Raw genomic sequence first — 13,396 nt, 5'->3', positions numbered from 1 at the left:
CCCGTTTAGCGGCTTATGGACTGGAGCACACCAACTGCGATAATGTAAACATGGAGAGCATAAATAAACCCTTGGATTTTTCTCCAAGAGTTTATCGGATATTTTTTATTTTAATAGGCCCTTCGGCTAAATTCCTTTTTGCTCTGTTTTTGGTCAAAGGTTTCTTCAGCTGTAATGATTTTTTGCGGTATTTCAATTCCATTTTCCAAATCTTTTACTGCTTTCATTAACTGAGGTCCGAGGAGGGGATTACATTCGACCGTAAAATTCATCTTCCCCAATTTTAGTGAGTTAAAGGCTTTTATAGTAGCATCAATGGAAATAATTTTGATGTCCACTCCGGGCTTTAATCCATAATCCTCGATGGCTTTTATGGCTCCTAATGCCATATCATCATTATGGGCATAAACTACGTCTATTTCTGTTCCATATGTTTTTAGTGCTTGTTTCATCCATTTCTTCCCTTGATCCAGAGTAAAATCTCCGGAATATGATTGTAAAAGCTGAAATTTTGAATTCTGCTGGATAATTTCATTAAATCCTTGTTTTCGATCGACGGCAGGGGCAGAATTGGCGGTCCCCTCAATTTCAATAATATGAAGAGGGGTCGTGGTTAACTTTGAATCGGAAACCAGCCATTTCCCTGCTCTTCTTCCTTCTTCCACAAAGTCTGATCCGATAAAGGAGGTCCACATTGTCTGATCCTCTACATTTATTTCTCTGTCTGACAAAATAATGGGAATTCCGGCATTCTTGGCTTCCATTAGAACCTCTTCCCAGCCATCTTCTGTCTTGGGTGAAAAGGCGATCACATCTACTTTTTGTTTAATAAAATCACGAATGATGTCCATTTGTTTTTTCTGACTATAGTCCGCATTCTTAAGGATTAGCTCAACCCCTGCCTCCTTGGCCGCCGAAATAATAGAATCCGTGTTGGCCAGCCTCCATTCACTTTCTGAACCGACCTGCGCGAAACCAAGCTTAATTTTCCTTTCTTTTTTCTTTATGAATGGAATAGACGAGTTGTCACCCTCTGTTAAATAGGAATCCACATTGCTTTTCGTAACTTCGTGATTACGTAAAATGATCTTCTTCGGCAGTCCGGGAACCTTATGTAAAATATCGATGGCATATTGGACTGCTGAGGTACCTCCTGTTGGTGTAATATAGGTTGCGTCAATGATTCCTTGTTTGACTAGTCTAAGCCCGCCGCTCTCCTCATTTAGTCCGTCAGTGCCAATAATTTTGATCCCCTCGATCTTTAATTGTTTGAGTGCCTGATAGGCGCCTAATGCCATTGCGTCGTTATGGGCGTATATCAAATCAGGCTTCACTCCTGATTTGAGCAGGTTCTTGAGTTCGTCTTCTGCGCGATCTTTTAACCAATTTCCATTAATCGTTTCGATAATGGAATGTTTCGATTCCCTCTGGATGGTTTCCCGGAATCCTTTACTCCGTTCCTCCGCTTGAAGTGACTCCTTATTCCCTTCCACCTCTATAATTTGACCCCGCTTATTCCCCAATAATCTTATCGCCTCTTTTGCCGCCATATTGCCGTTTAATTGATTATCAGAGCCAATATAAAGGGTATAATCATACCCTTTAACCCCTCTCCCTAGAACAATAACCGGGATCTTTTTATACACCTCTGAAATCACTGGGGTTAGGGTACTAGCATTGTCGACTGACACAATTAAAAGGTCGATCCCGTAACTCATGAGGGAATGAATATCTTGTACCTGCTGCTCATCATTTTGGGCTGCATCCGTGAAAATTACGCGTGTATCGTCATGGCGGGCGATTTCATTTTTAATTTCCTTATTCATTTGTAGCTGCCAAGGTCCGTTTAGATTTGGATAAGATACTCCGATCAGATATTTAACCTGTCCTAGCGAATTTGCTTTTTGACTTTTACTAAACTCGCCAATGCCTCCAAATATAATGAGACCAAGCACTGTTCCGAGAATCATAAGTTTGATTAAAACCTTCCTTAGTCTCACTTCCTGCTTCCACTCCTATAGGAACTAGGTGAAATTCCAACCACTTTTTTAAAGGCATTACAAAAGTAGTGCTGCGTGCTATAGCCTACCTTTTCCGAAATCTCGTAGACTTTTAAATACGGATCATTCATCAGCAAAAGAGATTTTTCAATTCTAACCTTTGTTAAATATTGAATGAAGGATGTGCCCAATTCATTTTTGAACTGCTTGCTTAAATAGGACGGACTGACTTGTACACTGCTTGCCACTTCGTTTAGGGTAATCATTGAATCATTATATCGTTGGTCAATATAATTCTTTGCTAAAACAACGATTGGTGACACATTCGAATCAGAGTCTATTTGAGTAATCAAAGATTGATAAATGGTAGGTATATCTTCAAACCTGTGAGCTATTTTCTCTGAATAAACAATCGTCTTTCCGAGGAAAGTTTCGACTTTTTCCTTAATAAGATGATTGATTGCCATTAGATCCTCTGCTCGATCTACGGGTAATAAGATGACTATATGACCATGTTGATCCTCAAAAAATTCAGCAGTGAAACTATCATGTAAAAGATCTTTGATAATATTCCTAAGTGAAAACGCTAACAATTTTTCGTTCCAAAATTCATCAGCTGTATTCAAATCAATATTTAACAGTTTGATGACTGACACACCAATAGTGCCATCAAGCTTCAGATCAAATAACTGAAATTCCTCTTGAAGGTCACCCTTCTGCATCATCCCACCTACCCATCTTTGAAGAAAATCTATTTTTAAAATTTCTCGATTTCCTTCAAATTGCATTTCCCATTTTTGGTAATGGGTTTTACTGTTTAATTCCTCCACTGCTCGTGCAACAACATTCTCTAATTCTCCCACCTTCACTGGTTTTAGCACATAGTCAAAAACACCTAAACGAACGGCCTGTTGGGCATATGAAAACTCATCATGCCCCGTAATTAAGATAAAGAGAGAATCTGGTAAAATCACTTGTAATTCTTTTATTAAATCTATCCCATTTAAAAAAGGCATACATATATCTAGAAATAATAAATCAGGCTTGAGCTCCTTGGCCATTTCTAAGGCAAGTTCTCCATCTTCCGCTTCTCCCACTACCTGAATAGCGTACTTCTCCCAGTCAACGGCGGCCTTTAGTCCCCTTCTAATAATCACTTCGTCATCGGCAATGAATAGTTTCAACATTGAATACCCCTCCAAATGAGATAATACGAAAACAATCAATTATATTTAGACGGGAATAGTTACTTTTACCATCGTCCATTCCGTATATTTGCTTTCAATGGTTACTCCAAAATCTGATCCATAAACGAGCTTTATCCGATCATTCACATTAAATAGCCCGTACCCCTGCTTTTCTTCCATATGATGGTTGTTCTGCAAAATTCCATTTAACTCTAACAGTTTCTCTTCAGGCAGACCGATTCCTGAATCCCTAACAGTTAGGATAAGGTGGTCGCTTTCTTTTTTTACATCAATAGAAATTTTTCCCTTCCCTCTTTTATTACGAATCCCATGATAAATGGCATTCTCCACTAATGGCTGGAGAAGAAGTTTGATTATTTTAAATTGTTTCGCTTGCTCATCCACGTTAATTTCGTATTCAAGCTTTGACTCATACCTGGTCATTTGAATAATTAAATAGCTTTCGACATGTTGTATTTCCTCATCGATGGTAATAAATTCATTTCCTTTATTTAACCCGATCCTGAATAATGTCGTAAGGGCATTGACCATTTCGACAATTCGAGTAGCTTTATATTCATACGCCATCCATTGGATGGTATCAAGCGTGTTATAAAGAAAATGCGGTTTAATTTGCGCCTGCAATATTTTTAATTCCGCTTCCCGTTTATTTTTCTGTTCCACATAAACGAGTTGAATCAGTCTGCTAATTTCTTGAATCATCCGGTTGTAGCTTCTCCCTAGCTGACCAATTTCATCATTGTACTTGGGGTGAAAAGGCAAATCAAAACGTCCTTCTTCCACATTTTTCATCAATGCTTTCAGTTTGTTGACAGGGTTGATAATCGAACTAGTAAAGAACCAGGAAGCAATAGAGGCCAACAACAATATGAACATCCCAATAATATACGTATAAAGCTGAACTCTTGAGACAACTTCAGTCGTTTCATCCAAGGAAAATACTCCGACAACCTTCCATTGAATCGATGGGTAGGTGTTGTAGATGATTTGATAGTTATTATGATTGATGACTTTCTCAAGCGTATGGGTATTATTTTTTGTAAGCCACTCAGGATTAATCCGATAGACAATGGAGTTAACAGGGGAATACACGACATTACCATCTTTGTTCAAGATAAAAATGAACCCACTTTTTCCTAATCTAATAGATTGGATTACCTTTTTAATAAAATCCAGTTTTAAATCTATTAAGATCACACCCGTAACTTTATTGGTTACCGGGTCCTTAATTGCCTTTACTACGGATAATAAATTATTCACCTGATAATTTGAAGTTTCTTTGATGTTTCTTCCAACTGGATTACTGATTAAATGAAGTCTTTCTGGAGAATGAACTGCCTGTTTGTACCAATACTCGTTTGTCAGTAAATCCCTTGTAATGGGTAAAGTCTCATTACTAGCAAACTCGCCATGCTGATTCACGATGAGGAGTCCTGCCATTTCACTATGACGTTCTTTATAGACACTTAATCTAGTATTTACCTTTTTTAGCAGTTCAGAAGAGGAAGTGGTTTCAGACATAAATTGCTGTATATCCGATTCCATCGATAAATAATGGATGATATTATCGTTTTCATTAAGGTCCTTTTCAATTTGATTCCAAACCTGTTCCATCATTTGAACGGTATAGGAGTTTGCTTCTTCTTGGAGAGATTTTTTATAAATTCCGCTCCCCAAAAGGGTCATGGTCATCACACAAAGGATGATAATAACAAAAAAGTAGAATAAAAGCTTAAAGCGGATGCTTTTATTATTAAAATAAGAAAAAAGCTTCATATTTATTTTTATCTCCCGCATAGTATAAATCTATTATTAATTTAAAAATTCAGAAAAACAAGAGACAATTAGTCCTATTTCCTAGATATACACATAGGAAAATCGGAACTGCCTATCAAGCAATTCCGACCATGATATGCTCATTACGGGAGAAGAAAAATCCTCATTTAATACTTTCTTGAAGGCAATGCCTTTTCAGCAGCGTCTTTTCCAACAAACACGGATTCATCTGTTTTAATCCATCTAGGAATTTCTTTCCCTGCTTTCAAATCCTTCACTGCTTGAGCAAGCTGAGGCCCAAGTAAAGGATTACATTCAACAATAATATTTGTTTTTCCTTGAACGGCTGCATCAAATGCATCTTTAATCCCATCAATGGAAACGACCTTAATGTCTTCCCCTGGTTTTAAGCCATACTCCTCAATAGCCTGAATGGCACCGATTGCCATATCATCATTATGAGCATAAACTGCATCAATGTTCTTTCCATCCGATTTTAAAAACGCTTCCATAACTTCTTTTCCTTTAGTCCGTGTAAAATCGCCAGATTGTGATTTGGTAATTTTGAAATTTGGATGATCCTTTAGGGTATTGGCAAAGCCTGTTTTACGGTCGTTTGCTGCACTTGCTCCAACCGTTCCTTGAAGTTCAACTATATTCGCTTTTTTATCTTCACCAATTAATTTAATCAATTCTTCCGCCGCATTTTCTCCTTCAAGAATAAAATCCGACCCAATAAAGCTTGTATACAGGGACTCATCTTTTACTTTAATCCCACGATCGAGAAGAATAACGGGAATCTTTGCATCCTTTGCTTTTTGCAGGATACTTTCCCAACCCGTTTCAACAACAGGAGCTAACGCTATCACATCTACTTTTTGAGCAATAAAGTTTCTGATTGCCTTAATTTGATTTTCTTGTTTTTGCTGTGCGTCAGAAAACTTTAATTCAAAGTCAGGATTGTTGCCAAGTGTTTCTTTAATCGACTTCGTTTCTGCCGTTCTCCAGCCACTCTCTGCACCAATCTGGGAAAACCCAACGACAATCTTACCACTCTTTGTCCCACCGCTCGTTTCTTCCGTTTTTCCATTCGTATTACTGTTACAACCAACAAGCATAAATATGGCCATGATAAAGACCAGCAGGCTTATGGAAGCTTTTTTTAACTTAAACATACCTTCATTCCCCCTTTTTGAACTATCTTAAAAGTACAAAAAAAAAGAACAAAAGTATTTACAAAAAAACAGCACTTATTTGCAATTTTTTTAACTTTCTAACTAATTTTAAAAAACTTATCCTTTCGAATATAACTGTTGAATCTTCATTTTTGGGGATGCTTCCGAAACCAAATTTTCCGATTCCGCTATCCATTGGTCGTAATGATTCTTCCGGTTACTGTCCTCTTCAAATAGTTCTATTCTTTCATTTCTATCCTCATCATTACCTACTGCTAGGAAGTCATGTGCGATGGGGGTTTGCTCCGGATTTTCAAGTTTAATTACCCAATCTTTTAATTCAGCCGGAATTGGCGGCACACTTGGAATCTCTTGTTTATGTATCTCATACCAAGCTTCTTCGATAGTCCTACTTCCGCCAATATAAAATCCATCTATTTGCGGAATATCCCTTTCCCACCAAACCTGTTCGTAATCATTGACATTACGAATGATCGTCTCTTTTAAATTTTTAACAGCAAGCAAATATTCAAAAATCCTCGCTATTTTCGTTGTATCCGTTGACATGTTCTCCCCACCTTACATAGGCATTTGCTCCTTTTATCATTAGCATAATTTGGGTATTGTTAGACCTTTAAGTTTGGTGCCTGACCCCCGGTGCATTAATTGAGATGCAAAAACGCATGACATGTTTTCGTGTCATGCGTTTTTTGATAAGGTTTGTTGTATTAGTTCCGCCAAAAATTCGTATATTCTGCTTTATCCTGAATATTAAATTCAATCATTTTCTCAAGCAATTCGTAATTTACCGGCTCATTCCACGGAATTCGAAACAAGCCTTTGGTAGCGCTGTAGCCAGCTTGGGCAATTTCATCCGCAAAGTGTACGATGCCTACTTCTTCGGGTGAAACACTCAAATGATACTTCGCTGTGGAAAAGCCGATGATAAATGTGCCGTGATCGGAAAACATTGGCGTATTCCACTTGATTTGCGGTTCCAAGTTTGGGGATTTATTAGCAATCCACGTCAAAATTTCCTCTGTTCGGTCGCGGTGGTCGGGGTTATCGATACCTGCTAAATACTTTGCAAAAACTTCCATGTCAACCTCCTTCTAAAATATGCTTTTTCCGCCAAAAATTCGTATTCTCGGCCTTATCCTTGATATTAAATTCAATTATCTTCTCTAGCATTTCGTAATTTACTGGTTCAGTCTATTGAATTCGGAACAAGCGTAAAGAAGCGCTGTAGCCAGCTTGGGCAATTTCATCGGCAAAATGCACCATTGTCTCTTCTTCGGGGAAATTTTCAATCACTTTATAATGTCAACACCATTTTATCGATGAGTAAGTTCCGGATTGTACTTTTTCCACTTCCATTATTACCTGCAAACACATAGAAGATAGGTCTGTGCTTATGCATCACGATTGATCCTCATTTGTTAGTGGTATTATATCGCCATTAGGAAATTCTTTGACCAGTTTTCCGATCTTTTCGTACACGAAATATGTATTATTTACTTTTGCATCAATTCTTGCACACCAGTCATCTTCACCCATTTATCGGCCCAGGCAAATTTTCCTTTTTGTACATTGCTTTGTAATTCTAACATAAGATAAACATCACCTTATTAGAAATTATAGCAGATAATGGCTGCATCTTACATCATTCGGATTTAGCACGATGGTTGGTTAATAATAGTCATTGATGGTGTGTAAAAATGCTTTTAGCAAGCAGAGAAACATATTGCTCCACCTTAGATTTCGACGCATGTCCTTGTGTAAAATCTGTTTAAAAAATAAAAAAGCGCCAGGCAACATCCAATATATGAATGGTGCCTGGCGCTCGATTCATTAATCGTCCCACTTGAGGGTATTGAAAGCACTTCCCTTTTCGCACCGGGGTCAGGCACCTGCATTCTGAAAATTCCTCCATTTTATCAGGTTATCTTGAATTCGAGATATCTATTTAAAAAAAATCAAATACTTTTCGCTCTAAGACCAATTCGTTTTAATAAAGCAATTGTTTCCTTAAGCTCACCGGGCCCTAAATCATCAAAAACTTCTTTAATTTTCAATACATGCTGCGGGAAAATTTCGTCCATTAACGCTTTCCCTTCACTTGTTAACGCGGCATATATGACGCGGCGATCCTCTGGACATCCTTTGCGTCTTACATAATTCTTTTGCACAAGTTTATCAACTACATAGGTGATACTGCCACTTGAAATAAGAACTTTCTTTCCAATCACTTGAATCGGTTGATCACCTTTATGGTACAACAACTCTAAAACGGAAAATTCAGTTGAGTTTAGCCCATGATTAGCTCCATCTTTACGGATGACTTCTTGAATGGCTTGGGAGGCACGAAGTATAACGGTAACAGCCTTTAATTCTTCATTCACTAATTCCATTCGTAATCACTCCAATAAATATCTAAACCAATTCGAACACTTCTGATACAATGCACGAATTGGTTTATAGGTATCATTATTATTAAAACAATAGCGACTAAAAAATTTATGCCGCTGGGTTTATTTCTAATTCAACTTTGATTTTGATGTCTTTACCTACAAGTACGCCACCTGTTTCAAGTGCAGCGTTCCAAGTAAGACCGAATTCTTCACGGTTAATTTTCGCGCTTGCTTCAAATCCGTAAACTTCTACGCCCCATGGGTTTGTACCCTTACCATTAAATTCAACAACAAACGTTACTAGTTTTGTTACGTCCTTAATCGTTAAGTCACCAGTTACTTTGTAATCTTCTCCATGTTTTGTAATGGATGATGATTTAAATTCAATTGTTGGGTTATTTTCAACATCAAAGAAATCTGCTGATTTCAAGTGGTTATCACGATCCTCGCTACGTGTGTTGATGCTTGCAACATCAATTTTGAAAGCAATTGAAGCTGTAGTTAGATCTGTTAAATCCGCTGCTTCTACTTCGGCTGTATAAGCTTCAAATTGTCCTTTTACTTTTGATACCATCATGTGTTTTACTTCAAAACCTACGCTTGAGTGTGATTGGTCTACTGTCCATTTTGCCATTTTAAATTTCCCCCATTTTGTTTTTTGTTTTTATCTCGAAATCGAGATATATCCCTCAAAAAATTGCTTACCTTGCCTTTTCTAAAAATGTAAGGCAAACCAGTTAAGATCCTCAAATCCAATATTGTAGTTCAATTAATTATCTCGAATTGATTTATCTTTAACTTGAGATAAATTTATCATATATTCATTTGAGTTGTCAATACTTTACGAAATAATTTTTATCACCTAAAAATGATCTTAGTTTGACTGAAAAGTTTGACCCCCGGTGCCTAACTTGGGATTAGCAGCATTCAACATCACTAATCCCCCAATTGTTTTTTTGTAAAAAAACAACAAGCCGCTTCCAAATGTTCTTAAGTATAGCTAACTACTGCCTAGGAGGGCTGAGATACGTTTGAAAACAAAGAAAAGGACTAGCTGCATTTAGTTAGTCCTTAACTTCGTAAGAAATTAGTTTTTTGTTTGATTGCTTAATATCATGCCTTGAAATGTTCTTGTGAATTCTATCAGAGTAATGCAGTCCTAGATGAGGACATTAACGCAAAACCCTCGTATCCTTTCGCAGCGACGTCATCACATTTTTGCCTGTATGCGCCGACTCCCCCTAAATAAATCTGAAAGCCTCTTGGCTTACCTGGGATATTCGCTCCGGTATACCATGAGTCAGTTTTCGTAAAGAGCGTCGATTCAGCCACTTCTCTGCAATGCTTACTCCATTCCTCTTCTGCCTCGACTTTTGCCTCTATCGTTTCTATTCCGCTTTTGCTGAGATATTCGATACAATCGCCAATCCATTCGACATGCTGTTCAATGGACACAGGCATATTACTTAAAACAGATGGACTTTCAGGACCCGTAATCATGAAGAAATTTGGGAAACCGGCGTTTGCGATTCCTAGGTATGACCTCGTATGTGCTCCACCTGCCCATTTCTCCTTAAGTGACACCCCATCTCTACCACGGATATCTATCTTTAACAATGGTCCTGTCATTCCATCGAAGCCAGTAGCAAAAACAATGGCATCCAGCTCATATTCCCCTTCTGTGGTTTTCAATCCCTTAGGGGTGATTTCCACAATAGGCGCTTTCTTCACATCAACTAGTGAGACGTTCCCTCGGTTAAAGGATTCGTAATAGTTGGTGTCTATGATTGGACGTTTGGTGCCGTAATAATAGGATGGCAACAGCTTTTCAGCTGTCTCGGGGTTCTTCACAATCTCACGTATCTTAGAGCGGATAAATTCAGCAGCCGTTTCATTAGCCGCTTCATTAATAGTGATATCATAATAGGCACTGAAAATGCCTAATCCCCCATTCGCCCACGCATTCTCATAGACCTGATTGCGTTCTTCCGGAGCAACTTCAAGTGCAGACTTAGTAGGCGGTACTAATGGCTGACCCCCTTGGGATTCACGCATTTGCTTCTTAATTTCATTAAAGTTTTCTTTCGATTGCCGGATGTATTCCGGGTCATAAGGATGGTTTCTTGCTGGAGCGCTATATTGTGGTGTCCTCTGAAAAACAGTAAGGTGCCCTGCCTCTGCAGCAAGGACCGGAATAGCTTGAACACCGCTTGACCCTGTTCCGATAATTCCGACCCGTTTCCCCTTAAAATCAACCTCTTCATGCGGCCAATGTCCGGTGTGGTACCACTCACCTTTAAAGCTTTCTAACCCATCAAAATTTGGAAGATTGGCTGCAGAAAGGCAACCTACACCTGTGATAAAATACTTGGCTGACACATTCGTACCATCATCCAATTGAATCCTCCATTTATTATTCTCCTCATCGTAATGAGATGCAGTAATCCTGGTTTTAAACTGAATATCAGTCCGTAATTTGAACTTATCCGCAACAAAGTTAAGATACTGCAAAATCTCTGGCTGTTCGGGGTATCTAGAAGACCAAGTCCATTCCTTATAGAGATCCTCAGAAAAAGTGTAGTTATAATAGATGCTTTCCGAATCGCAGCGGGCACCGGGATAACGATTCCAATACCATGTACCACCGACACCTTCCCCAGCCTCGAAAACACGTGTGGAAAAACCAGCCTCGCGTAAGCGATGAAGCATATACAAACCCGAAAATCCTGCACCCACGACAACAGCGTCGTAGTTGACAGCTTGATTCGATTGTTTAGTAGTCATTATTTCGCCTCCCACACCTAAATTTAGGAATTAACCCTACTCACCTTTTGATCAATTTCGCTTAAAAACTTAGCGAATCTATTAATTGACCCTTTAATTCTCTCTGGGAATACCGCCATATTTGTAAAATATCCATGCACTAAACCTGTTTCGATAATCGTTTCAACCTTAACTCCTGCTTGCTTAAGTCGTTCCGCATAGGCCAATCCTTCATCCCTAAGGACGTCATTTTCTGCGGTGAGAATGAAGGCTGGCGGAAGATTGCTTAAATCCTCTGCCAATAATGGGGCTACATATTTATTTTTTGTGTCCTCTTCATTATTAATATAGTAATTACCAAACCAAATCATTAAGTCTTTATCAAGGCCAAATCCCTGTTGAAACTCTTGATATGACTTAGTGTCGTAACCAAGTGCAGTAACTGGATAAATGAGCACCTGCCCTGAAATATCTGGCCCATTTTTTTCCTTGGAGATTAATGAAACAACTGCAGAAAGATTACCGCCTGCACTGTCACCGCCAACCACCAAATTGGAAGCGTTACCATTTATTGATGAAGCATTTTCACTAACCCATTGCAATGCTGCATAGGAGTCTTCTACAGGGATCGGGAACTTATATTCAGGTGAAAGCCTATAATCCACAGAAACTACTACTCTTCCTGTTCGATTTGCGATCATACGGCAACTTGCATCAGCTGTTTCAAGATCTCCTATTACCCAGCCGCCGCCATGGTAATAGACAAAGAGTGGAAATGGTCCTTGACCTTCTGGTGTGTAAATTCTGACTTTAATTTCAGCATCATCGGCGACAGGAATCATTCTTTCCTCCACCTTCGCAAGCGAAGCCAGTTCTACCTCTACAGGAGGAGCAAGGGCAAACATTTCTCTTACTGTCTGGGCGTCTAATGACTGGATTAATGGCATTTGGCTAAACATTTCTAAATATGCTTTTGCTTGCGGATCTAAATTGGCCAAAAAACATCTTCCTTTCTTAAATAGAAAATTTTTTATACTTTGAGAGAAATGATTTCTCAAAAAGTCTATCTAAAGTATATAATCTTCTGTATAATTTGAATATTCCCAATTTTATACGTGGTATATCCCTATAAAGGAGATGATAATATGACATCTCAGTATACCTTACAGCATCGAATTCAAAAGCTAGAGGAAGTAACGTCCCATGAAGAAAGATTGTTCAAAGTTCTTGAAGTATTTTTGGATTTCTATCCCGTCAAGAATTCTTATTTATTCCGTTTTTCTCCATTAGGTTATCTTGGCGAAGGGATCATTTTATTAACCACTAGTGGAATAGTACATATTGGAGATATCCGAGATGATATCCGCACTTTACCAATTATATTTTCATCCATTCGGGAAAAGAAAGCGAAGTATTGTTCAGGTTTAGAGTTTCTAAAACAAACAAGTAGTAAGTATATTACCTCTTCCAACGTTAACTCTATGGTTGTAGTCCCTATTTGTTTTCGATCTGTTGTGATTGGATATATTTGTTCTACGGAGTTTGAAGATACAGCAGTCATTAACGATAATGTTCTTTCAACACTTACTCTTTATGGCAAACTAATTGGAAAGTTCCTAGAGAAATCCGAGAGTGTGGAGGATTCACAAGTACTGAGCAAAAGGGAATTAGAGGTCATGAAAAGAATAGCATGGGGCGAAAGTACAAAGGAAATGGGAGTTTCAATGGAGATAAGTGAATTAACGGTTAAACAATATGTAAAAACTGCCATAAAAAAGCTTGGCGTCCAAAATCGCTCACATGCAATTGGCGAGCTTTTTCGAAGAGGAATAATTTCATGAATCTACGAAAGCGCTTTACTTTGTTAGGTTTAATTGAAAGTATTTAACATACTAAATTAATAACGGGAAAATATAGTGTTAAAAGCAAGTGGAAAAGAAGATGAATCAATTATGTATAATCGGTGCCTGACTCCCACTGTGCTAACTCTTTAGCATATTAGGCACTTAAATTCTGGGAAGTTACTAATTTGAGCGAATCAACAAAAAAAGTGCCAGGCACCA

Annotated in this window: 11 protein-coding genes; 1 reads left to right on the top strand and 10 read right to left on the bottom strand. The window is 38.3% G+C overall.

Annotated features, from left to right (window positions below):
- Positions 1–110: 110 nt before the first annotated feature.
- From BSO02S_RS11670 to lipP1, 10 genes are all read right to left on the bottom strand, one after another.
- Positions 111–2,000 (bottom strand): substrate-binding domain-containing protein, encoded by a 1,890-nt coding sequence (locus BSO02S_RS11670; protein WP_218010602.1) that lies wholly within the window; start codon positions 1,998–2,000, stop codon positions 111–113.
- Entirely contained in the window at positions 1,997–3,187 is a 1,191-nt protein-coding gene (locus BSO02S_RS11665) for a response regulator (RefSeq protein WP_066066960.1), read from the bottom strand. Before BSO02S_RS11665 ends, BSO02S_RS11670 begins: the two co-directional genes overlap by 4 nt.
- A 45-nt stretch (positions 3,188–3,232) precedes the next feature.
- Complete coding sequence (locus BSO02S_RS11660) at positions 3,233–4,984, bottom strand: cache domain-containing sensor histidine kinase (RefSeq protein WP_096190865.1); 1,752 nt, start codon at positions 4,982–4,984, stop codon at positions 3,233–3,235.
- A gap of 167 nt (positions 4,985–5,151) precedes the next feature.
- Positions 5,152–6,159 (bottom strand): ABC transporter substrate-binding protein, encoded by a 1,008-nt coding sequence (locus BSO02S_RS11655; RefSeq protein WP_066066956.1) that lies wholly within the window; start codon positions 6,157–6,159, stop codon positions 5,152–5,154.
- 117 nt (positions 6,160–6,276) lie between these two features.
- Complete coding sequence (locus BSO02S_RS11650) at positions 6,277–6,726, bottom strand: hypothetical protein (protein WP_066066954.1); 450 nt, start codon at positions 6,724–6,726, stop codon at positions 6,277–6,279.
- A 161-nt stretch (positions 6,727–6,887) separates the two neighbouring features.
- Positions 6,888–7,259, bottom strand: a complete 372-nt coding sequence (locus BSO02S_RS11645) for an iron chaperone (protein WP_066066952.1) — start codon at positions 7,257–7,259, stop codon at positions 6,888–6,890.
- 876 nt (positions 7,260–8,135) lie between these two features.
- A complete protein-coding gene (locus BSO02S_RS11635) occupies positions 8,136–8,570 on the bottom strand; it encodes a MarR family winged helix-turn-helix transcriptional regulator (protein WP_066066949.1) in 435 nt (144 codons plus the stop codon).
- Positions 8,571–8,676: 106 nt separating this feature from the next.
- Positions 8,677–9,204 carry a YceI family protein gene (locus BSO02S_RS11630; protein WP_066066947.1) on the bottom strand — a complete coding sequence of 176 codons (528 nt, stop codon included), beginning with the start codon at positions 9,202–9,204 and terminating at the stop codon, positions 8,677–8,679.
- A 509-nt stretch (positions 9,205–9,713) separates the two neighbouring features.
- On the bottom strand, positions 9,714–11,354 hold the full coding sequence (locus BSO02S_RS11625; RefSeq protein WP_066066945.1) for a flavin-containing monooxygenase: 1,641 nt from the start codon (positions 11,352–11,354) through the stop codon (positions 9,714–9,716).
- Positions 11,355–11,377: 23 nt separating this feature from the next.
- The gene (lipP1, locus tag BSO02S_RS11620) at positions 11,378–12,331 is read right to left on the bottom strand and encodes a LipP1 family hormone-sensitive lipase (protein ID WP_066066944.1); all 954 of its coding nucleotides are present in this window, start codon (positions 12,329–12,331) and stop codon (positions 11,378–11,380) included.
- Between the two features lie 147 nt (positions 12,332–12,478).
- Here lipP1 and BSO02S_RS11615 point away from each other — a divergent pair, with 147 nt between their 5' ends.
- The gene (locus tag BSO02S_RS11615) at positions 12,479–13,174 is read left to right on the top strand and encodes a response regulator transcription factor (protein ID WP_066066942.1); all 696 of its coding nucleotides are present in this window, start codon (positions 12,479–12,481) and stop codon (positions 13,172–13,174) included.
- Positions 13,175–13,396: the final 222 nt, after the last annotated feature.

It is taken from the genome of Neobacillus soli NBRC 102451, from assembly GCF_001591665.1.
Lineage (GTDB): Bacteria > Bacillota > Bacilli > Bacillales > Cytobacillaceae > Neobacillus > Neobacillus soli.
Note: the sequence above shows the minus strand (reverse complement) of the source record. Positions and strands in the feature narration are given on the sequence as shown.

Excerpts from the sequence above, each read along its gene's own strand:
- BSO02S_RS11625 (WP_066066945.1), bottom strand. The coding sequence starts at position 11,354 with ATGACTACTAAACAATCGAATCAAGCTGTCAACTACGACGCTGTTGTC.
- BSO02S_RS11660 (WP_096190865.1), bottom strand. The coding sequence starts at position 4,984 with ATGAAGCTTTTTTCTTATTTTAATAATAAAAGCATCCGCTTTAAGCTT.
- BSO02S_RS11635 (WP_066066949.1), bottom strand. The coding sequence starts at position 8,570 with ATGGAATTAGTGAATGAAGAATTAAAGGCTGTTACCGTTATACTTCGT.
- BSO02S_RS11650 (WP_066066954.1), bottom strand. The coding sequence starts at position 6,726 with ATGTCAACGGATACAACGAAAATAGCGAGGATTTTTGAATATTTGCTT.
- BSO02S_RS11630 (WP_066066947.1), bottom strand. The coding sequence starts at position 9,204 with ATGGCAAAATGGACAGTAGACCAATCACACTCAAGCGTAGGTTTTGAA.
- BSO02S_RS11665 (WP_066066960.1), bottom strand. The coding sequence starts at position 3,187 with ATGTTGAAACTATTCATTGCCGATGACGAAGTGATTATTAGAAGGGGA.
- BSO02S_RS11615 (WP_066066942.1), top strand. The coding sequence starts at position 12,479 with ATGACATCTCAGTATACCTTACAGCATCGAATTCAAAAGCTAGAGGAA.
- BSO02S_RS11645 (WP_066066952.1), bottom strand. The coding sequence starts at position 7,259 with ATGGAAGTTTTTGCAAAGTATTTAGCAGGTATCGATAACCCCGACCAC.
- BSO02S_RS11655 (WP_066066956.1), bottom strand. The coding sequence starts at position 6,159 with ATGTTTAAGTTAAAAAAAGCTTCCATAAGCCTGCTGGTCTTTATCATG.